The sequence below is a fragment of the Deinococcus roseus genome (assembly GCF_014646895.1).
Taxonomy (GTDB): Bacteria; Deinococcota; Deinococci; order Deinococcales; family Deinococcaceae; genus Deinococcus_C; species Deinococcus_C roseus.
The window spans coordinates 54,939-79,809 of record NZ_BMOD01000002.1; the positions used below are offsets into that span (position 1 = coordinate 54,939).

Here is a 24,871-nt window from a genome sequence, read left to right on the forward strand (position 1 = left end):
AAATGAAGAGCGAAATTCAGAACAAAATCTACAATCTGGTGGCCGGGGTTCAGCATCAAATTGCCGACCTGGGCGAAAAACCCGGCTGGGTCATTCTGGACATCCAGGGCGAGTTTCCCGAATTCCCCGAGAAAAGCCCTCTGAACATCATCACCCGCAAGGAACCCCAGGGGGTGTCCATCTTCCGCCGCAAACTCAAACTGCTGGAAGATGCAGACTGGCTGCGTGGTGTGGTCCTGCGTTTTGGAGGAGTGCAGGCTGGATTTGCCACCGCTTACGCCCTGCGTGAAGCCATTGCAGAACTGGCCAGCAAGAAACCCGTGTACTCGGTGATCAACAGTGTGCACATGATGGATTACTATCTGGCTTCTGCTGGAACGGAAATCGTGGTTCCTCCCAGTGCAGAGTTTTACCTGCTGGGCTTCCACTCTACGGTGACCTACATCAAAGACGCCCTGCAGAAACTGGGCATCGAGATGGAAGTGGTGCGGATCAAGGAATACAAGACCGCCTACACCCGTTTTACCGATGACCACATGGACGAATACGAGCGGGAACAGCGCACCCTGCTGGTGTCCCGTTTCATGGAAGAATTCGTGAAATCGGTGGCCCAGAGCCGCAACCTCACCGAAAGCCAGGTGCGGGAGGCCATCGATGCAGGCATCACCAATGCAGAACAGGCCAGACAGTACGGTCTGGTTGACCGCATCGCCTACGAAGATGTGCTGTACAGCAAAAAACACCAGCCTTTCCAGCATGCATCCCGATTTCTGAAATTGCCCCTGCTTCCCGACCAGGGCGGCAAGGTGGCTGTGGTCTCCCTGGAAGGGATGATCGTACCCGGACATTCCAGGCACATTCCCATCCCACTGCCCATTTTTGGCGAACAAATGGCCGGAAGCGAAAGCCTCATCCGTGCCCTGCGCACCGCCGAAAAAGACGAGGACACCAGGGCCATTGTGCTGTTCGTGAATTCCGGTGGAGGTTCAGCCCTCGCCAGCGACCTGATCAGCCATGAAGTGGAACGCATCCGGGCCAAAAAACCCGTGGTGGCCGTGATGGGCAATGTGGCCGCCTCCGGGGGGTACTACGTGCTGACCCACGCCAACCATGTGATTGCAGCACCCACCACCATCACCGGGTCCATCGGGGTGATTTCGGGCAAACCCAACCTGCAGGGCTTCAATGCCAAATACGGCCTCAATCCTGAAAGCATCAAAATGGGCCGTCTGGCAGACAGTTTCGACAGTGCTCACCCCCTCACGGAAGACGAACGGGCCTTCCTGCAAAAAGGTGCAGAAGACTTCTATGACCTGTTCACCTCCCGTGTTGCAGAAGGGCGCAACCTGTCCAGAGAACGGGTCAATGAACTGGGCCGTGGCCGGGTCTGGAGTGGCAAAGATGCGCTGGATCAGGGCCTTATTGATGAACTGGGCACCCTGGAAGACGGCATCCGGGAAGCCCGCAAACTGGCCCGCCTGCCTGAAAATGCCCCTGCCTACCTGCTGGAAACCCCCAGACAGATGGTGCTCCCGGACATGAAAGACAGCGAAAGCGTGCTGGCTGCCATCATGCCCCTGCTGAGGGAACGCACCTGGATGGTGGCCTACGAACGCTACCACTTCTGAACCTGAGAAACCATAAAATTCCCATCCAGTGCCGCTATACTGGAAAAAGGGAACACACCAAAAGGAGGATTTATGCACTCACTCACCCAAACCCAGAGCGTCACGCTCAGGAGCTTCCTGGGCCGGACCTTTTCCTGGATGACCGCAGGCATGGTGATGACCGCCATCGCCGCCTGGTTCGCCGTCACCAACGAAGGTCTGTTTTCTTTCGTGCGCAGCAACTACTTCATGCTGGTGCTGCTGGAACTCGGCATGGTCTTCGGACTGGGCTTCCTGATCAACCGCATCAGTGCAGCCACCGCAGGCATCATGTTTAGCATTTACGCTGTGCTGAACGGTCTGACCCTCTCCGGCATCCTGCTGGCCTACCACGTGATGGGGGGCAGTGGTCCCAGCCCGGTGGTCTCAGCATTCATCACCACCGCAGGCCTCTTCGGAACCATGGCCGTGGTGGGTTACACCACCAAAATGGACCTGAGCCGCTTTGGCACCATTTTCTTCATGGGTGTAATTGGCCTGGTCATCGCCAGCATCGTGAACATCTGGATTGGCGGAAGCGCCCTCAGCATGGTCATCAGCGTGGTCGGTGTGATCCTGTTCTGCGCCATCACCGCCTACGACATGCAGAAACTCAAAGAAATGGCCCTGTCTGGTGGCGATGGTTTCACCCAGTCTGAAATGGGCGAAAAAATGGCTGTCTTTGGAGCCCTGAATTTGTACCTGGACTTCATCAACATCTTCCTGTTCCTGCTGAGGCTGTTTGGTGGCGGGCGCAGCAACAACTGAGCAAAAGGCCAAATGGTGGACGGGTGTTTGCCCGTCCTTTTTTGTTGCTGAAAGCTGCCGAGGGCCGAGAGCCGAGGGCCAACTTCAAAAGTTTACGTTGAGAACTCCATTTCTGGATGCAGTCATCTTGCTTGTGCTGTGGCTCAATTTGCTCTCGGCCCTCGGCTCTCGGCAAAATAAGCGGTATAGCCCATGGTTTACCCGGACCCCCACAGCAGTTATAATCACCATCATGATCTCATGGCGAATGCCACACCCTCCCCTGAACCCGTAGACACACCGTTCTAATGGGCTTGGGGGCGCTTGTGCGCCCGCTTTTTTTTGCGAAGGAGAAAGAATGGACAAATTCTACGTCACGACCCCCATTTACTACGTGAACGGGGAGCCGCACATGGGGCACGCCTACGCCACCACCGTGGCAGACACGCTGGCCCGTTACCACCGTCTGGCCGGATGGGATGCCTACTTCCTGACCGGGACCGATGAGCACGGGGAAAAAGTCTCCAAGGCTGCCAAAGCCAGAGGCCTGGATCCCCAGACCTTCACCGACATGGTGTCCAGCAAGTTCCGGGAAGCGTGGAGCATCCTGGGCGCTCAACCCGATGACTTCATCCGCACCACCGAAGCCCGCCACAAGAAAGTGGTGCAGCAGATCCTGCAGGCCGTCTATGACTCTGGAGACATCTACTACGCCGAATACGAGGGGCTGTACTCGGTGGGTCAGGAGCGCTTTGTCACCGAGAAGGAGCTGGTGGATGGCAAACTTCCCGAGGACCCCGGTCCACCCGAACTGCGCCGGGAAGCCAACTACTTCTTCCGCATGGAGAAATACCGCGAGTGGCTGATCCGTCACATCGAGGAGAACCCCGATTTCATTCAGCCTGCCGGGTACCGCAACGAGGTGCTGGGCATGCTGCGCGAACCCATCGGGGACCTGTCCATCTCCCGTCCGAAGTCCCGTGTGCCCTGGGGGATCGAGCTGCCCTGGGACACCGACCACGTGACTTACGTGTGGTTCGATGCCCTGATCAATTACATGTCTGCTCTGGGGTACGCAGAGGGGGACAAATACCAGAAATACTGGCCCGTGGCCTGGCACGTGATCGGCAAGGACATCCTGAAACCCCACGCCGTGTTCTGGCCCACCATGCTCAGAAGCATGGGCGTGTCCATCTACCAGCGCCTGAATGTCTCGGGTTACCTGCTTGGGGCCGATGGTCGCAAAATGAGCAAATCGCTGGGCAACGGTGTGGACCCCCTGGAAGCCGCAGACAAATTTGGCCGCGAAACCCTGCGTTACGCCCTTCTCAGAGAAATTTCTTTCGGGGTGGATGGGATCATCTCGAATGACATCATCGAATCCCGCATGAATTCCGATCTGGCCAACGACCTCGGAAACCTGCTGTCCCGTTCCATTGGGATGGTGCAGAAGTACCGGGATGGCGTGGTGCCGCAAGTCCAGCCCGCTTCCATCACTGAGCGTGAAAAAGGCATTGCTGCCCGCGCCACTGCGCTTCCTGCTGAAATTCTGGCTCTGGTCCGTGAGCTGAAAATCCAGAAGGCCCTGGAAGCCAGCATGGAGTTCGTGCAAGACCTCAACCGTTACATTGCAGAGCAGAAACCCTGGGTGCTGTTCAAAGACCAGCAGAATGACCGTCTGGACACCGTGCTGTACACCATCGTGGAAGGCCTGAGGGTTTCCAGTGTGCTGCTGGAACCTGTGATGCCCGAAAAAATGAAAGCCCTGCGGGCCCAGATTGGCCTGCCCGACAACCAGTACAAACTGGAAGGGGCCTGGGGCCTGTACCCTGCCGGAACCCTGCTGGTGGGTGGCGAGGTGCTTTTCCCCAAACTGGAGCAGCGTCTGAAAGAAAAAGAGCAGGCCGCGCAGGAATCCCCCAAAGCCGCAGCACCCAGCGTTGAAGCACCAAAGGTTGAGGCCCAAAAAACCGAAGCCCCTGTTGAAGAACAATTCGAGACCCTGCCCGAAATCAGCATTGATGATTTTGCAAAGGTGGATTTGCGCATCGTGGAAGTGCTGCATGCAGAAACCATCGAGAAGGCAGACAAACTGCTGAAACTCACCATCAAACTGGGCAATGAAACCCGCACGGTGGTCTCAGGCATTCGCAAATGGTTCTCTCCCGAGCAACTCATTGGCCGCAAGGTGGTGCTGGTCGCCAACCTGAAGCCCGCCAAACTGCGCGGCATCGTGTCCCAGGGAATGATTCTGGCCGCAGAGAACGACAAAGGCGAACTGGATCTGCTGGGCACCTCGCTTGACATGCCCTCTGGAACCCAGGTGCGTTAAGCCCTCACCCTGCTAGCTTCGCTGCGCTCCCTCTCCCATTTGCATGGGAGAGGTTTTTTTGTGCCAGAGCCAAAGCAAGAAAATCCTCTCCCTGAGGGAGAGGAAAGCGAGTGCAACGGTCGTGGTGAGGGTCGTGGTGAGGGTCGTGGTGAGGGTCAAACCAGCAAGTACCCGGTCCGTGCAGGCACCGTGATTTCGCCAGACAGTTTCACCTGGACATCTCCGACCACTTCGAGGTATTCGCCGTTCAGGTCCACAGGAATCTGATGCTCGCGGGTGCTGGCGTTGATGACCACCACGGCACGTTCTCCATCCTGGGTGCGCTCATAGACCAGCACGTCTCCCTGGGCGTAAAGGACCTTGAAGTCTCCTCTGCGCAGCACGCTGTATTCCAGACGGGCTTTGACCACCTTTTTGGTGTAATCCAGGGCTTTTCTGTTCCAGGATTCGGGTTTGTCCCAGGGGAAGGAACCCCGGCACAGAGGATCCTTGCCGCCTGCCAGACCCACTTCATCTCCGTAATAGATGCAGGGGGCTCCAGGATAAGTCATCTGGAACAGCACGGCCATCTGATAAGCGGTTTCATCTCCGCCAGTGACGGTGCGGTAACGGGGGGTGTCGTGGGAACCCAGCAGATTGAGCTGTGCCAGCACCACTTCTTTGGGGTACATGGTGAGGATGTACTGCATGTGACCTGCAAAGGCCTGGGCATCCATGGTGTCGATGTGCTCGTAGCCGGTGCCCCGGACCTGTTCGTAATCCAGGCTGCGGGAACCGAAAAAGCCGATGGCTGGACGGGTGAACAGGTAGTTCATCACAGCATCGAACTGGTCGCCCTGCAGCCAGCGGGTGGCGTCGCCCCAGATTTCACCCACGATGTAGGCTTCGGGATTGACGGTTTTCACGCGGCGGCGGAATTCGCGCCAGAAAGCATCATCATCGATTTCGTTGGGGACGTCCAGTCGCCAGCCATCGATGCCAAATTTGACCCAGTACTCTGCAACATCCCACAGAAATTCACGCACCGCCTGGGTATTGGTGTTGAATTTCGGGAGCGCTTTCATGCCCCACCAGGCTTCATAGTTGGCCGGACCACTGCCGTAGGGATCCAGGGGCCAGCCATGAATGTGGAACCAGTCCACGTAGGCACTGCTGGGACCGTTTTCCAGGATGTCATTGAACTGGAAGAATCCACGGCTGGAGTGGTTGAACACACCATCCAGAACCACTTTGAGACCGCGCTTGTGGGCCTCTTCCAGCAGTTCTTTCAGGGCTTCGTTGCCGCCCAGCATGGGATCCACCTGGTAGTAGTCGTGGGTGTGGTAGCGGTGGTTGCTTGCAGATTGGAAGATGGGACAGAAGTAGATGGCAGTGACGCCCAGGTCCACCAGGTGATCCAGGTGCTCAACAACCCCGAGCAGGTCGCCTCCCTGGTACTTGTGGGGATGGGGGGTGTCTCCCCAGGGCTGCAGGTTGTTGGCTTTTTGGACGCGAGAGGATTTCGCGAATCGGTCAGGATAGATTTGATAAAAGACAGCGTCTTTGACCCAGTCTGGAGTGAGAACGGACTTACTCATGCGATCATCAGTCTAACACCATTTGGGGACTTTGCGTATAGCACGTACAAACCGCCCGAAAGCGCTCACAGTTTTTGAACATTTCAGTCGGATATCCCACGGGATGGGCGACTGGGACAGGATTTACCTGAATTCAGGCTGAAGATGGAGAAAGCAAAAGGTCAAAGGCAGAAAGCAGAAGGCTTGATAAGGAATTTTACTGCTCTATAAAGCTCTATACAGCCGAAACCGCCAGACCTGTATTTACCGACAGCTGGCGACCCCTGTTCTGAAAAGAGAAACAGCCCTCAAATCCTCCAGATCCATCAAAAGCTTCCTCTGGATCACAGCACGTCCCAGAGTGTCTTTTTGCCTTCTGCTTTCTGCTTTCTGCTTTCTGCTCCTCGGCAGGGCTTTACAGAATGGCGTTTATTTGCTAACATTCTCTTCGCTGATTGGGGGCGTAGCTCAGAGGGAGAGCACCTGCCTTGCAAGCAGGGGGTCAAGGGTTCGAATCCCTTCGCCTCCACCAACAGAACAAGAAGCCCCGGGGACATCCCCGGGGCTTCTTGTTGCAGATGAGGTTTCATCTGAGGTTTTATCGGTCTCGAGACTGGGACTGGTTGGGCGGATCGGGTTTGTCGGATGGACGGGTCCTGGACACAATCAGGGCCATGACAATCAGCGTCACAATGGCCCCCAGCACCCACATCCAGGTGGCAAGGTCTTCCATGCTTTGCAGTTTGCAGGAGGACAGGTCATGGGTCTGGAAGAAAAAACACCCATTGCCTGAACATGAACAAAACACCAAGACAACCTGACCGCCAGGCGTGGGTTTTTTGTGCACAAAAACATCACACCACCAGAATGTAGATTGGGTTACCATGATTTCTAGGGCAAATCCCTACACACCATCCAATGTCCGGTTCTGTCTTGCTGCTCGGGATGCTGGAATGTTGGGATTGCCTGTCAAGGAGACCCATGAAAAAAGTGCTGTTGACCCTCCTTCTGGCATGTTTCACTCAGGCTCTCTCACAGGAAAGCAATGAAGGACACTCCATGCCGGCTCCTCCTGCACCCACCGAGGAGCAAATGGCAGAAATGGCCCAGACGGCCATGCAACTGGGTCTGCCTGCGGGCACCATCAAAATCTCCGAATGTGTGCCCACCATGGGCGAACACTGGGCCAGACCTCAGGATTTGCCACTGGGTCCCATTTATGGGGTCAAGGATGGCAAGCTGGTCTTTGTGGAACTGATGCCCTCACAGGAGATGTTTGCCAAAGGCATGTCCTGGGTGGACGCCTTGAAGACCCCCAAGTGGTTCCTGAAAATCAACCACGTGGACATCGAATTCCAGCCCCAGGGCCACGAGGGCTACCCCATCCCGCACTACGACATTCACGCGTATTTTGTGCCGCACGAAGAGCACCTTGGGTATTGCCTGCCCCCCCAATAGCTCTCAAGTCCAAAAGAAACACAGCCTGGAAAAGCTGTGTTTCTTTTTTGCAGGGATGATTTGCAGGGGTTGTTTCGGAAAGCATTTTAAATCCAAAATCTTGAATTTGCCTTGAATTTTGCGGTGATACCTGCGTAAAATCACGGTATGCCCGCTGGTTTTCTCAAACGCAACAACATCAACCATGAAACGTACCTGCTGCTGCGCCGGGCCATCCTTGAAAACCAGATTCCTCCGGGCAGCAAAATGGTGGTGCAAACCCTGGCAGAGCAATACCAGGTTTCGGCCACGCCCATCAAGGAAGCCCTGGCTGCCCTGCACCATGAGGGTCTGGTGGAAGCCATTCCCCGCAGAGGGTACTTCATCCCCCATCTGGACGCAGAAGATGTGCGGGAAATTTACCAGCTCCGGGCGGTGGTGGAAGGGCTCGCTGCACGTCTGGCCGCCCTCAAGCAACACAAACCCACCCTGAAGAAACTGCAGAAAGTCATGGAACAGATGGAGCAAGCCGCCCAGCGTTCTGACATCAATGCTTACAGCCACACCGACCTGGACCTGCACCAGATCATCTGGGAAGGCAGCGGTCACAAACGCCTCTTGAAGACCGCTGAAACCCTGCGCGGTCAGATTCAGAAGGTGATTGCCGCCTCCAGCCTGCTCCCCAACCGTTTGCACGATGGCACTGCCGAACACCAGCGCATTGTGGAAGCCATCTTGCAAGGCCATGCCGATCTGGCAGAAAAAGCCATGCGGGACCACCTGGAAGGGGCCGGGGAGCTCATGTACGCACATCTTTCCCGGAAGTAGGCTCTGCTATACTCTTTCCAATGCGTCGTTATGCGCTCTTGCTTCTGCTTGTCCTCACGGGTTGCACCCGCAACAGTGACGGCATCACCCCCCAGATCATCCTGCAGGAACCCTCTTCCGGGGCCATCACCAAAGCAGGGAAAGCCCTGGTTCGGGGTTACGCCTTCGATGATGCTGGCATCCAGTCCATCAAGATCAATGACACCGAACTGTTCAAACTGAAAGGGTACACCAGCAAGAAAGGCAAACGCATTGTGCCTTTCAGCTTCCAGACCGATGGAAGTTCAGCAGTGTCCTCTTACGTGATTCAGGTGTCAGACAGCAGCAACAACAAAACCCGTCTGGAATTGCCCATCCGTGTGGACCAGAAAGACCCCGAAATCACCATCAAACGGGTGGACCGCGACCTCAACACCATGCGCATTGAAGGGGTGGTCAAGGACAACGTCAAGGTGCAAGATGTGCTGGTCGGGGGGGTATCCATTGGAGTCACGCCTGGTGCAGAAGTGCCTTTCTATGCCGAGGTGCCCCCCCAGGACACCACCGTTTCTGCCATGGATTCTGCTGGCAACAAGGTGATCACCCAGGTGGAAGCCCCTCCCCCACCCCGCATTGAGCCACCTGCCACCGGAAATGGTGAGAACACCCGCAACTCCAGCGAAGACTGAAACCAAAATCCCAGAGAAAACCTCTGGGATTGCTTTTGCTGGACCACCTCTTACAGGGTCACAGTGGCCGAGGGATAAGACCCCAGAATCTTCAGGAAACTGGCGCTGTGCATCATCTGGGCCAGTGCAGCCTGCACTTCGCTGTCCAGGGTGTGCCCCTCAAAGTCCACGTACATCAGGTAAGACCAGGGCTTGTCCCTTCTGGGACGGCTTTCAATGCGGCACAGGTTCACCCCATGGTCCCGAAACACCGACAGGCAATCGATCAGGCTTCCAGGCTGGTGGCGCACCGCAAAGATGATGCTGGTCTTGTAGGGCTTGCCAGCTTCGATCCTGTTGCGGTTCTTGGAGAGCACCAGAAAACGGGTGGTGTTGAAGTCCTCGTCTTCGATGTTCTCTGCCAGAATGTCCAGACCATACAGCTCTGCAGCACGGCGGGAAGCCACACTGGCAGCGTGTCTGTTGCCTGATTCGGCCAGATCCTTGGCACTTCCGGCAGTGTCGTAGGCAGGGACGGGTTTCAGGCCATGTTTCTTGAAGTACCCATCACACTGGGCCAGGGCCTGGGGATGGCTGTAAACCTTTTCGATGTCCTGCATTTTCACACCAGGAAGCACCAGAAGCTGGTGGTGCACCCGCACCATCACTTCCTGGATGGCGTGCAAGTCGCTCTGGGACAGTTCATCCACAGCAGGAATGACCGTGCCTGCCAGAGAATTCTCGACGGGCAGTGCAGCCAGATCGCACTCTCCGGTCATCACGGCATTCAAAACCTCCTGAAAGGAGGCGTAGCCCACGGCTTCAATTTCGCCTTCGGTGCTGTTCAGGGCTGCAATCTCACTGTAAGCGCCAGGAACCCCCTGGAAGGCAACTCGGGTCTTAGACATGCCCTCCATACTATTGGGGGGGGTTTGGGGAAATCAAGGGATTGCAGCCGAGGGCCAGGCACCAGGTGCCAAGAGCAGAATGCAACAGCCAACAAAAAAAGTGCCAGAAAGCTGAATGCTCACCATCAAAACACCTGTCAAGGATTGGCAATCCTTGACAGAGGGCAACAACTTGCAACTGTCTTTTTGCACCCGGCACCTGGCCCTCGGCCCTCGGCACCCTGCCCTTCCCACAACCACGAAATAGACAGCCAAAACCCGAATCTTCTTCTTGCAGTGCTACACTGCCCTTTATGAAATTGGTGATTGTTGGTGTGGGAAAAATGGGCGGAGCCGTCATGGAAGGCGTGATCGCCACCGGACTGCTGCAACCCTCTGAAATTGGCATCATTGACCACAACGCCACCCTGGTGGACAAATGGGTCCAGAAATATGGGGTCAAACCCATGAAGATCAACCAGCTGGGACAGGCAGAGCGGGTGTTGCTGGCCTTGCAGCCCCGTCACTTCCTGCAAATGTCTGATGATCTGGCCCGTCCCAGTGTGGGTTACATCTCCACCATGGCAGGCATCAGCACCACCGTGCTGGCCCGCAGACTCGGCACCAAACGCGTGGTGCGGGTGATGCCCAACCTGGGGGCCACCATTGGCAAATCCCAGAGCGCTGTAACGGGCACCAAAGAAGCCAACGAGTACGGCGATCTGGCTTTCGGGCACCAGCTGTTCAGCAGTGTGGGGAGTGTTTATGACATCCCTGAAAACCTGTTCAACGCCTTCACAGGCATGGTGGGGTCTGGTCCTGCTTATGCTGCTGTCTTTGCTGAAGCCCTGGCAGATGGTGGCGTGCGTGTGGGCCTTCCCCGCGCACAGGCCAATGAACTGGCCGCCAAATTGCTGATCACCACCGGAGAACTGCTGCTGCAGAAAGCCCACCCTGCCATCCTGAAAGATGAAGTGGCCAGCCCTGGAGGCACCACCATTGCCGGTCTGGAGCAAATCGAGCGTTACACCTTCCGGGCCGCAGCCATTGAAGCTGTGATTGCTGCCACCAAACGTGGGGCAGAACTGGGGATGGACGAATAAAATCCCTCTGCCTCAAGCAAAGCTTGAGGCGGTCTCTCCTTAAAGCACTGGGGGTTTAAATCCCCCTGCTTCTCACTGCGTTCGAAGCTGTTCCCCTTCTTGCCTCTTAAAGCGTGCCTCCAGGACGGCCTGGTCGGCACTGAGGCGCTTAATGAAGGGGGAGTTGTTGTTCGTCTGGCATGGCTCCCATTTGAGACAACCACCAACCCCCCAACGCTGACGGGGGGACCTTCGAGCGTTAGCGAGAAGCGGGGGGATCTCCCCCTCAGCACCCTCAAACGCACCCCCACAGGGAGATCTGGCCTTTATTTCTTTTTGGTCTGAAAGTCCAGAATGGATTTGTACATCTTGACCCGGTGCTTGACCCCTTCCAGCAGGCCGCGTTTCTGTTCTTTCATGACCTGCCTGACTTTGGGCAGGGAGACGTATTCCCAGCGGATCCCTGAGGTTTTCAGGTGTTCGGTGATGGCGGGCTCAGGCCAGCGTTCCTCGGTGAGCCTGGGTACGGAAAGCATCCAGTCGCGCTGGAACACCCGCTGTCCGCTGAGGTAGGGGGTGGCGCGGTTGCCAAAATCGGTGAGCACCCCTCCACCCTGGAAGACCCCGATGGTCATGTCGTACTGGCCCTGCACCACCGGGTCAGACAGCAGTTTCAGGTGCTCAGGAGTCAGGCCCACCAGGTCAGCATCCAGACTGAGGATCAGGTCGGTGGTGGCCGCTTTGACTCCGGTGTAAAGCGCCTGACTTTTTCCCTGATTGGGGTTCAGTTCGATGACCGTGGCTCCTGCTGCACGGGCATGCTCGGCAGTGTGGTCTGAGCAACCATCGCAAACCACAATCACCGGTCCACAACAGCGGGCCACCCCCACCACTTCAGCAATGGTGTCTTGTTCGTTGTAAGCAGCAATCACAGCAGTCAGTTCAGGCATGTTTTCAGGGCGATTGAAGGGCACCATCGCCGGGGTGCAAAAAAGCTTGAAGAAGGCTTATGCAGTGATTGTAACACAGCCCTTCTGGGCTTCCAGGAAACCCAGGTCAGGGAATCACCCGTGCAATGTCTCCCAGAAACACCAGGAACATGAACACCATCAGGAACACAAAACCCGTGAAGTTGATCATGGCCTCCTGGGCGGGCTGCAGGGGCCTTCTGAGCAGCAACTGGATCAGCACCAGCAGAATGCGTCCACCATCCAGGCCTGGAATGGGGATCAGGTTGAAGATGGCGAGGCTCATGTTCACCAGGGTGGCGAAGGTCAGCACACCCCAGATGCCGCCTTCACGGGCCATGGCACCTGCAGCCTGGGCACTGGCCACCGGACCAGCCACTTCGCTGCTGGGGGCCAGAGGGGCTGTGAACGTCTGGGTGATGCCTTTGGCAAAACTCTGCAAGGCCTGGGGCACAATCTTGATGGACTGGTTCCAGGCTTCTCCCAGAGCAGCAAAATAGTTGGCCACAGGCTTCACGTTCTGTTTGGGACCGTACTCCACACCGTATCTGGCTCCGGGTTTCCACTCAAAGGACAGCTTGACATTGATTTTCTCGTTGCCCCGCAGGAAGATCAGGGTGTTGGGTTCTTTGCTGCGGATGGCGTCCTGCAGCTTCAGGTAACCCATGCGGGGCTGACCATCCACAATTTCCTGCTCAGGGAGGGGCTTGCCGTCAATGGCAATCAGGATGTCTCCCGCTTTCACGCCGTCTTTTTCAGCAGCAGAATCTGGAAGAACCCGGCGAATGGAGGCCCGGGTGTAATCCGTCTGGGGCACTCCCTGAGAGGCAAAAATGCCCGCCATCAGCAAGATGGCCAGCACCCAGTTGGAGAGGGGACCGGCAAACAGCACCAGAATTTTCCCCAGTGGGGTGAGGCGGGCTTTTTTCTGGCCTTCCAGGGATTCTGGACCCAGGTCATCAATCAGGACATACCCACCGATGGGCAGTGCAGACAGGCGAAATTCAGTTTCTCCCCTCTTGAACCGCGCAATGATGGGCCCCATCCCCACCGAGAAAGCAGACACTTTTGCGCCTTGCATGCGGGCAGCAAGATAATGCGCCCCCTCGTGCAGGATCACCGCAATCTGAATCACCAGAAGCCAGATGATCAGGCCCATAAAATCTCCTGGCTGCGGGCGCGGGCCCACTGGTCCACTTCAAAAATGGATTCCCAGCTGAGGGATTGATCAGGACACTCTTGCAGCACCTTTTCAATCACAACAGGGATGTCGGTATAACGGATTTTGTTCTGCAAGAAAGCCTCCACGGCAATTTCATCTGCGGCATTCAGGGCCACGGGGGCCACGCCACCTGTGCGACCTGCGGCATAAGCCAGATCCAGACAGGGAAAGCGCTGGCGGTCCACTTCAAAGAGTTCCAGCGTGCGGGCCATGGAAAAGTCAGTGAAAGGAGCAACATGGCGCGGTGCCTCATGCACATCTCCTGCAAAGCGCATGCCCTGCAACGCTCCATCGATGCCGTACTGGATGGGAAGCTGCATGTTTGGGGGTCCCAGATGGGCTTTGAGGTTGCCATCCTGAAACCGCACCAGGGCATGAATGATGCTCTGGGGATGCACCAGCACCCCCACATGGTCCAGGTCCAGACCATACAGGTAATGGGCCTCCAGCACCTCCAGACCCTTGTTCATCAGGGTGGAACTGTCGATGGTCACCTTGGCCCCCATGGCCCAGGTGGGATGCTTCAGGGCCATCTGGGGGGTCACCTCAGCAAGATCTGCAGGTCCAGTCCTGAACGGCCCTCCAGACGCTGTGATGATGAGTTCCTTGACCTCAGAAAGCTGTTCTCCAACCAGGCACTGGTAGAGGGCGCTGTGCTCGCTGTCCACGGGGGTGATGCGGCCTCCATGTTGCTGCAGGAGGTCCCACATCAGGGGTCCAGCCACCACCATGCTCTCCTTGTTGGCCAGGGCCACAGCAGCCCCACGCTGCAAAGCTCTGCGTGTTGGGGCCAGTCCAGCAAGACCAGGAATCGCACCCACCACAATTTCTGTGGGCAGTGCTGCCACCTCACAGGGGTCAGAGACCACACGGGTTTCAGAAAGGAGGGCTTTGGCCTCCTGGTAAATTTCGGGATCCACGCTGACCAGTTCAGGCTGAAATTCCTGAACCTGCGCCTGGAGAAGTTGAAGGTTTTTGCCTGCCGCAAGCCCCTGGATGCGGTACCCACGCCTGCGGGCCACCTCCAGCGACTGCGTGCCGATGGACCCGGTTGAACCTAGAATGCTGAGGGTATGCATAGCCACACTGCCTTTAGCGTGACACACTCAGGTGTGTTGCGCGTGTGAGAGGTCAAATTGGAAGAAGCCGAGAGCCGAGAGAATAAAATGCAACAGCCTCAGCTCAATGTCAAATCCACAAAGCTTTGGCTCAAGCCGTCTTTTGCCCTCGGCTCTCGGCCCTGCGCCCTCGGCTTTATTTCGTCACCACCATGGTCACAAACAAATAAGCCACCGGCACCGAGAACAGCAAACTGTCCAGACGGTCCAGCAAGCCTCCGTGACCAGGCAGAAAATTCCCCGAGTCCTTGACGTTGAGGGCGCGTTTGATCATGCTTTCGGCCAGGTCACCCAGCTGGGCTGCACTGGAGATCAACAGAGAGAACAGCAGGGCATCCCACACGTTCAGACCAAACAGGAAGGTGTCAAAAATCCGGCCAAACCCGAACACCATCACAAAACTGAAGGCAATCCCTCCGATGGCCCCTTCCACCGTTTTGCCCGGAGAGAGGTCCGGGGCCAGTTTCCTGCGTCCAAAAAGCCGTCCAAAGAACAATCCTCCGGTGTCGGTGGCAAAGGAAGCAATCAGGGGCATCACCAGATAACCGAAGCCGTCCTGCATGTTGGGGGTTTCCCGGAGCAGCAAAAAGTACCCCAGCAACCACGGGATGTACAGCAGCCCGAACAGGCTATAAACGATGCGTTCCAGAGGACGCTCTCCGGGTTCCACCACCTCCATGATGATGATGGTCAGGATGCTGGCGGTCAGGGCCACCTCGCGCCAGCTTCCTCCGATCCAGGGAACCTCGGGAAGGCGGGTGCTGCTGGCCAGGATGATCAGAATGGAGGACACCATCAGGGTCTTGTACCGGACATCCACATCCCGTTTGCGCAGCATGCTGGCAAACTCGTGCTGGGCAATCAGGGCAGCAGCAATCAGGACCGGAAACAATGCCCAGGTGCCCAGGTACAGCACCAGAAGCGTGACCCCAAAGGCAGTCAGGCCGTAAAACACCCTGGACTGCATGCTTTCTGGAGGTTTACCGGGGGTGGGCGTGGCGTTTTCAGTCATGAAGGTCTTTCAACAGAAGTCATGCAGCAGCGTCTCTCCAGAAAAGTGGGAAGGTCACACCATGCAACCTTCCCACCCATTCCCTGTTCAGTTGAGGATGTCTTGCTCTTTTTTGGCCAGCACTTCATCGACTTTTTTGATGTACTCGTCAGTGATTTTCTGGATTTCTTCCTGGGCTTTTTTGATTTCGTCTTCGCCGGTGGTTTTTTCCAGCTTCTTCACTTCTTCCAGGGCTTTCTTGCGGATGTTGCGCACAGAAACCCGGCCATCTTCGGCGTAGGCTTTGGCGTTCTTCACCAGGTCCTTGCGGCGCTCCTCGGTGAGCACCGGCACCTGAATGAAGATGGCATCCCCTTTGTTGTTGGGGTTGAGGCCCAGGTCTGAGTCCCGAATGGCTTTCTCGATCAGGTTGAGCACACCACGGTCCCAGGGGCTGATCAGCAGGGTGCGGGCATCCGGGGTGGTCACGCCAGCCACCTGGTCGAGGGGCATGGTGGTGCCGTAGTACTCGACGGTGATTTTCTTGAGCATGCCAGGATTTGCACGGCCAGTGCGCAGCACAGCCAGGTTGTTTTCCAGGGACTCCAGTGCCTTCTGCATGTGTTCACGGGTGTAATCGTAGATCTGTTTCACAAATCCTCCTCAAAGTTTGGGGTCAAAAGGGGACCCTCCGTGGTCCCACACCTCATCGGGTGTCTGTTCGCCCCAGCAGACGCCATTGCGTCAGTCCGTGAACCATCTTACTACCAAGATGTGAAATCCTGTAGTACAGCTGCGTGACAGCACACATGGGTCTGGCATTTGATGGGGCTTTCCCTGGACAGAATCTTTACGCAGCGCCGAGGGCTGAAAAACAAAAGAAAGCTCAATATTCACAGGAAAATCTGAGAAGGACAGGACAGCTTATGCCAGAGTATCCCTGTCTGCTCTTGGCCCTCAGCCCTCGGCAAAGTAAACTGTCCTCACCATGATCCTTGCTTTCTCTGGCCACCGTTTTTTGATCGAAGATGCCCTCAGGCGTGAAGTGCAGAAGCAGGGCCTCAACCACCGGGAGGTCACCCGCCTGTCTGCAGAGGAAATCAGCCTGGAAACAGTGTTGCCCCACTTGCAGAGCAGTCTGTTCGGGGTCAGCGGGGTCATTCTGGACTTCGAGGGCCTGAAAAATCCCAAGGATGTCATCGAGGTGTGTGGCAAATCGGATGCAGTGGTCGCCATCATTGATCCTGCCGCTCCAGCAGGACGCATCAAATCCTATGAAAAACTGGGGCAGCATTTCCCTCTCCCCTCCCCCACCAAGACCGGAGACATTGCGGGCTGGGTGATGGCCCGCGCCAAACACCACAAACTGTCTCTGGACAAAGATGCAGCATTCTGGCTTGCAGAAGTGTTCCAGAGCGATCTGGCCAGCATCGAGAGTGAGCTCTACAAACTGACCCTGATTGCAGAAGGCAAGGTGGATGTGGCTCTGGTGCGCAAAACCGTGAACCTCAACCCGCCAGGAGATTCTTTTCAGATGCTGGGGGCCGCCACTGCAGGAAACACCAGGGAAGCCCTCTCTCAGCTGGACAGGCTGATGGGCTCTGGAGAGGATCCCTTCAAGCTGCTGGGCGCTGTGGTGTGGCAGTACAGTCTGGTGGCCCGTTGTGTGGCCCTCAGGCAGGAAAATCCGGGCATTCAGGAGAACGAGGCAGCACAGAAGCTGGGCACCAAGCCCTTTCCCACCAGGAAAGCACTGGAAGTGGCCCGCAAACTCAATGAGGCCAGAATCCGGGTGCATCTGGAAAGGATTCTGGAGGCCGATTTCGCCATGAAAAGCGGCCTCGATGCAGTCAGCACCCTGGAACGCCTGATGGTGCAGCTCAGTTTGCAGTGAAACGGGAGCGCACCAGCGAGGTCACCCCGGCATCAAAGTGGTCTGCCACCACCGAGAAGGCCAGATCCAGCACCTGTCCCTGGCTTTCCGCAAAATAGTTGCCTTCCAGAGCAGCGGCAGGCTGGGTTTGCACATCTGATGGCTCATACATCCAGACCAGCGATTCCAGTTCCGCCGAGGTGGCAACCTGTTTGCCTTTGATCAGGCCCGATTCTCCCAGAAAAATGATGCCTGAACCCACAGCTGCGTAATGGGTGGGATGGTGTTGCAGGTACTGCCGGGTCAGGGCATCACGGGCGTGTTTTTGCACCTGGTTTCCAGAGGGAACCATCAGCACCGTGAAGTCTGGAGCCGATGGGTAAGCATAGTGTGGGGTGAGCACCAGACCCCCACTGGTCTGGATGGAGCCTCTGGTGCGGGCCAGGGTGCAGATTTCCACATCTGTGCGGGCCTGCTTCGCATAACTGAGCACGCTGGTGAACACCCCCAGTTCATACTCGCTGACACCCGGGTAGATCAGCATGCCAAAACGCACGCTCACTCCCTGAACTTCAGCACGTAACTCTTGCGGGTCACGGGAGGGTTCAGCTCGCAACTTTGTGAGCCTTCCAGGGTGTCCAGCACAACCTGTTGCTGTTCTGGGGTCAGGCGCTCATGCACCCGCAGGTAACGCACAGCGGTTTCTGGGGAATCAAAAAGCCTCGGGTGTGAATCGGTCAGGTCATACAATTCCAGCCATCGCATGGGAAAATTTTATCAAAATTTTGACAAAAATGGAAAAGAAGACATGAGAAACAGCCAGAGCAGGCAAGAACCCACTCTGGCTGAGGAAAAACTTTGCTGTCAAATCTTTGAGATCAAACCTCTGAAGTCAAAGCAGCTTCAGGACTGGGCCTGATGCTTCAGGGCTGCGGCCAGGAACGCTTTGAAGGGAGGGCTGGGACGCATGGGACGGGATTTGAACTCTGGGTGGGACTGCAAGGCCACAAAGAAAGGATGCCCTTTCAGTTCGATGGCTTCCACCAGACCGGCACCCCGGCCTTTCATGCCAGGGGTCACACCAGAGATCACCAGACCGGCATCTTTCAATTGCTGCACGTACTCGGGGTTCACCTCATAACGGTGACGGTGGCGTTCCATCACGGTGCCCCCCTGCGGCACCCCATAAATCTCGCCCAGTTTGGTGCCAGGCTCCACTTTCATGGGCCAGTCTCCCAGACGCATGGTGCCCCCCATGCCTTCCACTTCCATTTGCTCGGGCATCAGGCCAATCACCTGGTGGTGGGTGTACTGGTCGAACTCACTGGAGTTGGCCTGTTCCAGTTTGCAGATGTTTCTGGCGTATTCAATCACGGCAATCTGCATGCCCAGGCAGATCCCCAGGTAGGGCACCTGGTTTTCACGGGCATACTGGGCGGTGCGAATTTTCCCTTCAATCCCCCGGATCCCGAAGCCTCCTGGCACCAGAATGGCGTCTGTGCCTTCAAAGTGCTCTGCGATGTCCTCGTCAGTCACGTCCTCGGTGTTGACCCATTTGACGTTCAATCTGGCATTGTTGGCAATGGCAGCGTGCTCCAGAGATTCCAGCAGGCTCTTGTAAGCATCGGGCATGGCGGTGTATTTGCCTGCAATGGCAATGGTCACCTCGTTGCCAGGGCGCTTCATGACCTGCACGGCGTTCTGCCATACGCTCAGGTTGGCCGTGACTTTTTCCAGTTCCAGTTGCTTCTCCACCACACGGCCCAGACCCTGCTCATCGAAGGCAATGGGAAGCTCGTAGATGTTGGAAACGTCATAACTGGTGAACACCCGTCCGGGCATCACACTGGTGAACAGCGCAATCTTCTTGGCGATGTCCTGGGGCAACTCCACCTTGGAGCGCACAATGATGGCGTCGGGCGAAATGCCAACGCTGCGCAGGGTGGCCACGCTGTGCTGGGTGGGTTTGGTCTTGAATTCATGGCTGGTTTCCAGGTAAGGCACCAGCGTCACATGCACGAACATGGTGTTCTCGACACCCTCATCAAAACGCATCTGGCGGATGGCTTCCAGGAATGGGGTGCTCTCGATGTCACCGACGGTTCCACCCACCTCGACAATCACAATTTCTGCACCTGCACGCTCACCAGCAGCACGGATGCGGAACTTGATCTCGTCGGTGATGTGGGGAATCACCTGCACGGTCTGGGACAGGTACTCTCCAGCACGCTCTTTGCGGATCACGGTCTGGTACACCTGTCCGGTGGTGATGTTGGAGCCTTCTGGGATGTCCATGTCCAGGAAGCGCTCGTAGTTCCCGATGTCGAGGTCGGTCTCGCTGCCCCCGGAGGTCACAAACACCTCTCCGTGCTCGTAAGGGCGCATGGTTCCAGCATCGATGTTGATGTAAGGATCGATTTTGACTGCAGTGACTTTGTAGCCTCTGGCACGCAAGAGTGCCCCGAGTGAACTGGTGACCACGCCTTTGCCAAGGCTGGACACCACGCCGCCTGTCACGAAGATGTATTTCATGTGCTGCTCCTCTCTGAAACAAAAAAAGAAAGCTCTAGACCCTTTGCATGGTCAGAGTGACGGATGGGTGGGATGTTTGCTTGAGAGAGAAAACGGCAATAAAAAAGCCGAAGTGCTCAAGCCTTCGGGTCTTGATTGTAGCACGAAAGTGGGGGGGGAAGGCAAATGATGTGGGGAGCAGAAGGCAGAAAGCTGAAAGCAGAAGGCTAGAAAAGCTCTGGCTTAAGCATTTTTGGCCTGCTGCCTTTTGCTTTTTATTTCTCCTTGTAAGGTGCCAGAGCCACCCGGAGAATGTAATCTCTTCCCTCTTCTTGCCCTGCATACCGGTGGATCAGTTCGTAAAATTCCTGCTGCAGGGTTTTGGCCTGTTCACGGGTGAGCTTCAAAACCCGCCAGTCGTCCCGAATGGCAGGTGTGTCTGGGGCACTGAAACTGGCAATGAGGCCTCTGGAGCCGTCCTCGCCTGATCCCAGCGCCTGAACCACATAAGGTTTGCCTTCATGGCGCAGGAAACGCAATCCCAGATCACGCCCAGCATCATCTGCAACCTGATAGAACTGGGACATCAGGCTGTGAAACAGCAGTTCCCGCCAGGTGTTGTCTCTGGAGAGCATCATGTCTTCAAAACTGTTGTGGGGGGCATACTTGAAGGGCACAAAAAGCGCTTTTGAAACCGAGGTGTACACCTTGATGGGTTTGCCCCTGCGGGTGATTTTGCGCACTGTCTGAATCAGCCCCAGATCCTCCATCTGTTCCACAGCGCGGTAAGCCTGCAAAGCTGTGCAGGGCACCTCTTCACTGAGCTGTTTGACGGTGCACTCGCGGTCCAGAAATGGCACAAAATACTGGGAATGCTCTGCATGCACCAGAAAAGCCGCCGCTCTGCTGTCGGTGATGGTTTGCCAGGGCTGGGGGTCAAAATGGGGGTCTGGGGGCATGGGGAGGTGTCTTCAGGGGGTCCAGGTGCAGAGGGTCTGATTTAACGGCATCTATTTTCAACATCTATTTTCAAAAGGGGGTGGCATTGAACATACAGATTTTTTACAATTCTAGCAAGCAACCCCAATCCTGCCATGAGAGCAGGAAAAACGACCCTTGTGTCTCAGGAGCCCCACCCATGAAAAAAGTTCTGCTTTCCACCATGCTGCTTTTTACAACCATTTCATTCAATGGCACTGCTTTTGCCTGTCCTCCCCCGAACCAGTGCAAAGGCAACATGACCCCTTGCAGTTGTCCAGATCCCCAGCCTCAACCTCAGCCTCCCACCGGGTGCACCCCCGATCCCAAAGGCACCTGGCTTTGCCTGGATCCCATCTCAGCGTATTGAGCGTTCTGAAAGCAGGAGGTTCAGAACGGTTTTCAGAACAGCGGAACCACAGGTCCTGCCAGATCTGAAAACTTCACCGGGCCGTAATATCTGGAGTCCACACTGCTTCCGGTGGCCCTGTTGTCTCCCAGCACAAAATATTCATCTTCTTTGAGCTTGATTTCTGGCAAACTGTCTGCTCCCCGTGCCTCACTGGCATAAGGCTCGGGGAGTTTTTTGCCGTTGAGCCACACTTCCCCTTCCCGAATTTCCAGGGTGTCTCCGGGTTTTCCAATCAGGCGTTTGACCATGTAAGGGCGGTGTTCCAGACCAAACCAGCCTTTTTCGATGGCATATTCACTGTCTGCAGGGGCTTTGAGCACCAGCAACTGCCCATGTTGAGGGAAGCTGCGCAGGATGCCCCAGACTGTCAACCATCTGGGGTATTTCAGCACCAGCAAGCGCTCTCCATCGTATAGGGTGGGCTCCATGCTTTCTCCACTCACGGTCCCAAAGGTCAAGACAAAAGTCAGAATCAGGTAGAGGGGCAGGAAGGTCAGCAGCACCCATTCTTTGAGGAAACGTTTCAGCACGGAATTCAGTGTACGCAGCATGGATGAGAGGAACACCATCCAGCAGGTGATGCTCGAAAATCAAATGCTGACACAAATGTCCTGGGCCTTCTGCTTTCTGCTTTATGCCTTCTGCTTTTTGATAAAGTGGTCCCGTGATTGCTTACCTGGAAGGAACCGTCAAAGCCACTCGGGAAAGCTCCGTGATCGTGCTGTGTGCAGGTGTGGGCTACGAGGTGTTCGTGTCCCGTCCCACCCTGGACAAATGCAAGGCAGGTGAGGTTGTAGAGCTTTTCACCCGCATGGTGGTCCGTGAAGATGCCATGACCCTTTACGGGTTTCACCATGTGGACCTGCAGCAAATGTTTGATATCCTGACCGGGGTTTCTGGTGTGGGTCCCAAACTGGCCCTGGCCATGCTGTCCCAGCTCCCCTTACAGATTCTTGCAGGGGCCATTCTGGATGGCGACAGCAAACTGCTTTCCAGTGTCTCTGGTGTGGGCAAAAGAACTGCTGAGCGCCTGGTTCTGGAATTGCAAGGCAAGATTCCTGAGCAATTCAGAGCAGGCAGCACCACCCGAAAAACCCCTCTGCACCGCAATCCCCATGAGCGGGATGCCATCGATGCACTGGTGGCCCTTGGCTACCGCGAAGTGCAGGTGAGGACCGTGATCGCTGAATTGCTGTCTGAGCAGCCGGAAGCCACCACAGATCTGTTGATTCGCAAGGGGCTCTCCAAGTTAAAATGAGTGAAACTTTCAGTTTTTGTAACGCATGCTGGGTTTCAATCTAGACGTTCAAAATGCGAAAGTTTTTCAATCCTGCACGCAGGATGTTAGAATGGGCTTCATAAGTATAGACTTAAGGGAACCGTAACAAGCAGCATCCGCTAGCCTTTCGCAAAAGATGTGACTGGGATCACGTAAAGGTGTAAGAGCACAGTGAGAAAGCTGTAAGACGCAGCCCGTAGTATGGAACTAGAAGCTCTAGACAGGCGGAGGCTAACGTGGACGTACTTCAACTCTTCAGACGAATCACACGCACGACAGAGAGTCGGCCCACCAGACCCAATCTGATGGCCACGCTCTTTGGACTGGGGCGCAGAAACAACAAGTCCAACGATACCGACTGGTCCATGCTCGAAGACGCTCTGGGACCTGCAGACGCCATTCCCAGCCTGATCAAGTCCCTGGAATCCGAGGACCGCAAGAGTCGCCAGACTGCCCTGGAAGCACTGGAAGACCGCTTGATTCACCAGGGTGCCTTCGTGTTCGAGGCCACCCCCCACGCCGTCCCTGTGATGGTGAAAGCGCTGGAAAACGAAGACCTGCTGGACCGCTACGCCATCGTGCGCATGCTGATCAAGATCGGCCACGGGGTCAGTGTCTTCGAACAGTTTGACCAGTCCGATGCGCTGCAAGACGCCATGAAGCAACAGCTCAACACCCCCGAGATGATGGAACAGCGCAAACGCAACGACGAATGGGTGCAGTCCGCCCACCGTGCTGTGCGGGGTGCCGTTCCCATGATCGAGAAGCTGCTGCTCTCTTCTGATCGCCGTTTGCGTTCCTGGGCCACCTTCTTCCTCGGTGAATTCGGCGTGGAAGACCCCCGTGTGCTGGCAGCCCTGATGGGCATCATGCGCAGCGACACCAACTCCCACGTGCGTGCCACTGGTGCATTTGCTGTTTCTCGCGGCACCCCTGCTCCTGTGGTGGCCGGTGAAATCAAAAACGCTCTGGACAAAGAAGGCCACCCCCTCACCCGACTGGTGATGGCCATGAGCCTGGCCCGACTGCTCAAGGAATACACCCCCGAAGAAGTCGAGCAGTCCATTGTGAAAGCCCTGGTCGAGCCTGAAATGGTCGAGGAAGCCTATGCCGACCTCCCCTGGGTGCAGAACAAACTTCACGTGGATGTGATTGCCTGCCTTTCCATCCTGGGAGAAGAAGCCCTGCAGCGCACCCTCAATGCCCTCTCTGCTTCCGACAAGGACACTGCTACCGCCAGCGTCAAACCCCTGCTCAACCGCCTGCTGATGTCCGTGTTCTACAAGCGTCCCAAGCAGACCCCAGAAGCGCTTACCCTGCGTCAGAAACAGACCATCATGTACCTGACCAGCCACAAGAACCTGTGGAGCGACCATTACGAGTCCAGCCTGAAAGACATCCTCAAAGCCTTCAAACTGCCCACCGACCGCATGGAACTGATTCAGTACGTGGGCATGACCCCCAGTGCCTGATCAGTACCACCTGCGCCACCCCGCCTGAACTGCCTGCCCCTCCTCTGGAGGGGTTTTTTCATGGTTCAGGCATTGTATGATGACGCTGGATCTTCTGCTGTCCCTTACACAGTCCCTTACACATCCGCCTGTTCTCTTCAACTTTCAACTGCACCTGAGGTACTCTTGTGATTTCCATTCGTCAAACCCTACTGGACGTGCTGCTCTTGCTGGTTCGCAGACCCCTGACCCTGTTCTGGGCCCTGGTGACGGGCCTGATGATCAGCCTGTCCGGTGAACTCCTGCTGGCTTCCGGGGCAGCCGCCCTCCAGCGTTACCTGGTGTCTGCCCTAAGGGGTGAGAAAAGCCAGAAGTTCCACTGGGAGGGTGTGTTCACCATTCCCCACCTGCTGCTGAGTGTGATGTTCATGGCCTTCAGTTTTGTGGGGGTGGCCTTCTTTGGAGGCATGCACATCGCACTGGACATGCTGGGCAACACCTTCATTGCTGCTGTATTCCTCTACAGTTTTCTGCTGGCCCGTGCAGACCTGACCCTGGCCCAGATTTTGCAAAAAAATGCCGAATTGATCCGCAAAGGAGATTTGTGGAAGCATGTGGCCCTGCTCTTTCTGTGGTCTTTTCTGCAGTATCTGGCTGGAAAACTGATTCCCAGACCTGACCTGAATTTTGAAAACATGATGGACATCAGTGTGCAGCAGGCCGAGCAACTCTTGCAGTTTTTGCTGCTTTACATGCTGTTTCTGTGGATCATCTATGTGCTGGGCAGTCTGGTGGTGGCCTCCTGGTACCACCAGCTCACCGATCCGGCAAAGCAAAAGAAAGTCTTGCTGAACGAAAGAACCGAATAGCACACCTCCTGCAATACAAAAGCAAAGGAGCCGTTTC

At 56.1% G+C, this 24,871-nt stretch carries 24 protein-coding genes and 1 tRNA gene; 12 read left to right on the plus strand and 13 right to left on the minus strand.

What is annotated here, in order from left to right; genetic code table 11:
* The first annotated feature begins 2 nt into the window (after positions 1-2).
* The 3 genes from sppA (at position 3) to metG (ending at position 4,725) form a co-directional block, all read left to right on the plus strand.
* Positions 3-1,628, plus strand: coding sequence for a signal peptide peptidase SppA (gene sppA, locus IEY52_RS03165; protein WP_188999758.1), 1,626 nt, complete (start codon positions 3-5; stop codon positions 1,626-1,628).
* Between the two features lie 72 nt (positions 1,629-1,700).
* Positions 1,701-2,414: a Bax inhibitor-1/YccA family protein gene (locus tag IEY52_RS03170; RefSeq protein ID WP_188999760.1), complete on the plus strand. Its 714-nt coding sequence runs from the start codon at positions 1,701-1,703 to the stop codon at positions 2,412-2,414.
* A gap of 337 nt (positions 2,415-2,751) precedes the next feature.
* A complete protein-coding gene (metG, locus tag IEY52_RS03175; protein ID WP_188999762.1) occupies positions 2,752-4,725 on the plus strand; it encodes a methionine--tRNA ligase in 1,974 nt (657 codons plus the stop codon).
* Between the two features lie 155 nt (positions 4,726-4,880).
* Here metG and IEY52_RS03180 read toward each other — a convergent pair whose 3' ends face one another.
* Positions 4,881-6,302 (minus strand): glycoside hydrolase family 13 protein, encoded by a 1,422-nt coding sequence (locus IEY52_RS03180; RefSeq protein WP_188999764.1) that lies wholly within the window; start codon positions 6,300-6,302, stop codon positions 4,881-4,883.
* A gap of 436 nt (positions 6,303-6,738) precedes the next feature.
* Here IEY52_RS03180 and IEY52_RS03185 point away from each other — a divergent pair.
* Positions 6,739-6,813: transfer RNA gene (locus tag IEY52_RS03185), tRNA-Ala, on the plus strand.
* Between the two features lie 66 nt (positions 6,814-6,879).
* On the opposite strand, the gene IEY52_RS26910 is transcribed toward IEY52_RS03185, so the two are convergent.
* Positions 6,880-7,014 carry a hypothetical protein gene (locus IEY52_RS26910; protein ID WP_268239704.1) on the minus strand — a complete coding sequence of 45 codons (135 nt, stop codon included), beginning with the start codon at positions 7,012-7,014 and terminating at the stop codon, positions 6,880-6,882.
* Positions 7,015-7,340: 326 nt separating this feature from the next.
* Between IEY52_RS26910 and IEY52_RS03190 the strand changes: the two genes are divergently transcribed.
* The 3 genes from IEY52_RS03190 (at position 7,341) to IEY52_RS03200 (ending at position 9,214) form a co-directional block, all read left to right on the plus strand.
* Positions 7,341-7,739 (plus strand): hypothetical protein, encoded by a 399-nt coding sequence (locus tag IEY52_RS03190; RefSeq protein ID WP_229684622.1) that lies wholly within the window; start codon positions 7,341-7,343, stop codon positions 7,737-7,739.
* A 147-nt stretch (positions 7,740-7,886) separates the two neighbouring features.
* Positions 7,887-8,546: a GntR family transcriptional regulator gene (locus IEY52_RS03195; RefSeq protein ID WP_188999766.1), complete on the plus strand. Its 660-nt coding sequence runs from the start codon at positions 7,887-7,889 to the stop codon at positions 8,544-8,546.
* A 20-nt stretch (positions 8,547-8,566) separates the two neighbouring features.
* Positions 8,567-9,214 (plus strand): hypothetical protein, encoded by a 648-nt coding sequence (locus IEY52_RS03200; RefSeq protein ID WP_188999768.1) that lies wholly within the window; start codon positions 8,567-8,569, stop codon positions 9,212-9,214.
* A gap of 50 nt (positions 9,215-9,264) precedes the next feature.
* Here the strand turns inward: IEY52_RS03200 and pheA are convergent, their stop codons facing one another.
* Complete coding sequence (pheA, locus tag IEY52_RS03205; protein WP_188999771.1) at positions 9,265-10,101, minus strand: prephenate dehydratase; 837 nt, start codon at positions 10,099-10,101, stop codon at positions 9,265-9,267.
* Positions 10,102-10,394: 293 nt separating this feature from the next.
* Here pheA and proC point away from each other — a divergent pair, with 293 nt between their 5' ends.
* On the plus strand, positions 10,395-11,183 hold the full coding sequence (gene proC, locus IEY52_RS03210) for a pyrroline-5-carboxylate reductase (RefSeq protein ID WP_188999773.1): 789 nt from the start codon (positions 10,395-10,397) through the stop codon (positions 11,181-11,183).
* A gap of 305 nt (positions 11,184-11,488) precedes the next feature.
* Here proC and IEY52_RS03215 read toward each other — a convergent pair whose 3' ends face one another.
* The 5 genes from IEY52_RS03215 to frr all read right to left on the minus strand — a co-directional run bounded on the left by IEY52_RS03215 (position 11,489) and on the right by frr (position 16,082).
* The gene (locus IEY52_RS03215) at positions 11,489-12,112 is read right to left on the minus strand and encodes a glycosyltransferase family 2 protein (protein ID WP_188999775.1); all 624 of its coding nucleotides are present in this window, start codon (positions 12,110-12,112) and stop codon (positions 11,489-11,491) included.
* 106 nt (positions 12,113-12,218) lie between these two features.
* Complete coding sequence (locus tag IEY52_RS03220) at positions 12,219-13,289, minus strand: M50 family metallopeptidase (protein ID WP_188999778.1); 1,071 nt, start codon at positions 13,287-13,289, stop codon at positions 12,219-12,221.
* Positions 13,280-14,431 carry a 1-deoxy-D-xylulose-5-phosphate reductoisomerase gene (dxr, locus tag IEY52_RS03225; RefSeq protein WP_188999781.1) on the minus strand — a complete coding sequence of 384 codons (1,152 nt, stop codon included), beginning with the start codon at positions 14,429-14,431 and terminating at the stop codon, positions 13,280-13,282. The genes IEY52_RS03220 and dxr overlap by 10 nt, the downstream gene beginning before the upstream one ends.
* Positions 14,432-14,606: 175 nt before the next feature.
* Positions 14,607-15,482 carry a phosphatidate cytidylyltransferase gene (locus tag IEY52_RS03230; protein WP_188999784.1) on the minus strand — a complete coding sequence of 292 codons (876 nt, stop codon included), beginning with the start codon at positions 15,480-15,482 and terminating at the stop codon, positions 14,607-14,609.
* An 87-nt stretch (positions 15,483-15,569) separates the two neighbouring features.
* Positions 15,570-16,082, minus strand: coding sequence for a ribosome recycling factor (gene frr, locus IEY52_RS03235; RefSeq protein WP_308424989.1), 513 nt, complete (start codon positions 16,080-16,082; stop codon positions 15,570-15,572).
* A 367-nt stretch (positions 16,083-16,449) separates the two neighbouring features.
* On the opposite strand from frr, the gene holA reads away from it, so the two are divergent.
* Positions 16,450-17,355: a DNA polymerase III subunit delta gene (gene holA, locus IEY52_RS03240; protein WP_188999790.1), complete on the plus strand. Its 906-nt coding sequence runs from the start codon at positions 16,450-16,452 to the stop codon at positions 17,353-17,355.
* Here holA and IEY52_RS03245 read toward each other — a convergent pair.
* From IEY52_RS03245 to lepB, 5 genes are all read right to left on the minus strand, one after another.
* Positions 17,342-17,890, minus strand: coding sequence for a helix-turn-helix domain-containing protein (locus IEY52_RS03245; protein ID WP_188999794.1), 549 nt, complete (start codon positions 17,888-17,890; stop codon positions 17,342-17,344). The two genes, holA and IEY52_RS03245, sit on opposite strands and share 14 nt — an antisense overlap.
* A 2-nt stretch (positions 17,891-17,892) precedes the next feature.
* Complete coding sequence (locus tag IEY52_RS03250) at positions 17,893-18,099, minus strand: hypothetical protein (protein ID WP_188999796.1); 207 nt, start codon at positions 18,097-18,099, stop codon at positions 17,893-17,895.
* Positions 18,100-18,237: 138 nt separating this feature from the next.
* Positions 18,238-19,866 carry a CTP synthase gene (gene pyrG / locus IEY52_RS03255; RefSeq protein WP_188999799.1) on the minus strand — a complete coding sequence of 543 codons (1,629 nt, stop codon included), beginning with the start codon at positions 19,864-19,866 and terminating at the stop codon, positions 18,238-18,240.
* Between the two features lie 254 nt (positions 19,867-20,120).
* The gene (locus IEY52_RS03260) at positions 20,121-20,804 is read right to left on the minus strand and encodes a hypothetical protein (protein WP_188999802.1); all 684 of its coding nucleotides are present in this window, start codon (positions 20,802-20,804) and stop codon (positions 20,121-20,123) included.
* A 421-nt stretch (positions 20,805-21,225) separates the two neighbouring features.
* Positions 21,226-21,765 carry a signal peptidase I gene (lepB, locus tag IEY52_RS03265; protein WP_229684623.1) on the minus strand — a complete coding sequence of 180 codons (540 nt, stop codon included), beginning with the start codon at positions 21,763-21,765 and terminating at the stop codon, positions 21,226-21,228.
* 134 nt (positions 21,766-21,899) lie between these two features.
* On the opposite strand from lepB, the gene ruvA reads away from it, so the two are divergent.
* The 3 genes from ruvA to IEY52_RS03280 all read left to right on the plus strand — a co-directional run bounded on the left by ruvA (position 21,900) and on the right by IEY52_RS03280 (position 24,834).
* Positions 21,900-22,493 (plus strand): Holliday junction branch migration protein RuvA, encoded by a 594-nt coding sequence (gene ruvA, locus IEY52_RS03270; protein WP_188999808.1) that lies wholly within the window; start codon positions 21,900-21,902, stop codon positions 22,491-22,493.
* A 326-nt stretch (positions 22,494-22,819) separates the two neighbouring features.
* Positions 22,820-23,986 (plus strand): HEAT repeat domain-containing protein, encoded by a 1,167-nt coding sequence (locus IEY52_RS03275; RefSeq protein WP_188999811.1) that lies wholly within the window; start codon positions 22,820-22,822, stop codon positions 23,984-23,986.
* 167 nt (positions 23,987-24,153) lie between these two features.
* The gene (locus IEY52_RS03280; RefSeq protein WP_188999815.1) at positions 24,154-24,834 is read left to right on the plus strand and encodes a hypothetical protein; all 681 of its coding nucleotides are present in this window, start codon (positions 24,154-24,156) and stop codon (positions 24,832-24,834) included.
* The last annotated feature ends 37 nt before the right edge of the window (positions 24,835-24,871 follow it).

Excerpts from the sequence above, each read along its gene's own strand:
- IEY52_RS03220 (WP_188999778.1), bottom strand. The coding sequence starts at position 13,289 with ATGGGCCTGATCATCTGGCTTCTGGTGATTCAGATTGCGGTGATCCTG.
- frr (WP_308424989.1), bottom strand. The coding sequence starts at position 16,082 with ATGCAGAAGGCACTGGAGTCCCTGGAAAACAACCTGGCTGTGCTGCGC.
- IEY52_RS03200 (WP_188999768.1), top strand. The coding sequence starts at position 8,567 with ATGCGTCGTTATGCGCTCTTGCTTCTGCTTGTCCTCACGGGTTGCACC.
- IEY52_RS03250 (WP_188999796.1), bottom strand. The coding sequence starts at position 18,099 with ATGCGATGGCTGGAATTGTATGACCTGACCGATTCACACCCGAGGCTT.
- pheA (WP_188999771.1), bottom strand. The coding sequence starts at position 10,101 with ATGTCTAAGACCCGAGTTGCCTTCCAGGGGGTTCCTGGCGCTTACAGT.
- dxr (WP_188999781.1), bottom strand. The coding sequence starts at position 14,431 with ATGCATACCCTCAGCATTCTAGGTTCAACCGGGTCCATCGGCACGCAG.
- IEY52_RS03190 (WP_229684622.1), top strand. The coding sequence starts at position 7,341 with ATGCCGGCTCCTCCTGCACCCACCGAGGAGCAAATGGCAGAAATGGCC.
- sppA (WP_188999758.1), top strand. The coding sequence starts at position 3 with ATGAAGAGCGAAATTCAGAACAAAATCTACAATCTGGTGGCCGGGGTT.
- IEY52_RS26910 (WP_268239704.1), bottom strand. The coding sequence starts at position 7,014 with ATGGAAGACCTTGCCACCTGGATGTGGGTGCTGGGGGCCATTGTGACG.
- IEY52_RS03195 (WP_188999766.1), top strand. The coding sequence starts at position 7,887 with ATGCCCGCTGGTTTTCTCAAACGCAACAACATCAACCATGAAACGTAC.
- IEY52_RS03215 (WP_188999775.1), bottom strand. The coding sequence starts at position 12,112 with ATGCCTGAACTGACTGCTGTGATTGCTGCTTACAACGAACAAGACACC.
- proC (WP_188999773.1), top strand. The coding sequence starts at position 10,395 with ATGAAATTGGTGATTGTTGGTGTGGGAAAAATGGGCGGAGCCGTCATG.
- IEY52_RS03275 (WP_188999811.1), top strand. The coding sequence starts at position 22,820 with ATGGCCACGCTCTTTGGACTGGGGCGCAGAAACAACAAGTCCAACGAT.
- metG (WP_188999762.1), top strand. The coding sequence starts at position 2,752 with ATGGACAAATTCTACGTCACGACCCCCATTTACTACGTGAACGGGGAG.
- holA (WP_188999790.1), top strand. The coding sequence starts at position 16,450 with ATGATCCTTGCTTTCTCTGGCCACCGTTTTTTGATCGAAGATGCCCTC.
- IEY52_RS03230 (WP_188999784.1), bottom strand. The coding sequence starts at position 15,482 with ATGACTGAAAACGCCACGCCCACCCCCGGTAAACCTCCAGAAAGCATG.
- IEY52_RS03170 (WP_188999760.1), top strand. The coding sequence starts at position 1,701 with ATGCACTCACTCACCCAAACCCAGAGCGTCACGCTCAGGAGCTTCCTG.
- IEY52_RS03260 (WP_188999802.1), bottom strand. The coding sequence starts at position 20,804 with ATGCCCCCAGACCCCCATTTTGACCCCCAGCCCTGGCAAACCATCACC.
- IEY52_RS03180 (WP_188999764.1), bottom strand. The coding sequence starts at position 6,302 with ATGAGTAAGTCCGTTCTCACTCCAGACTGGGTCAAAGACGCTGTCTTT.
- pyrG (WP_188999799.1), bottom strand. The coding sequence starts at position 19,866 with ATGAAATACATCTTCGTGACAGGCGGCGTGGTGTCCAGCCTTGGCAAA.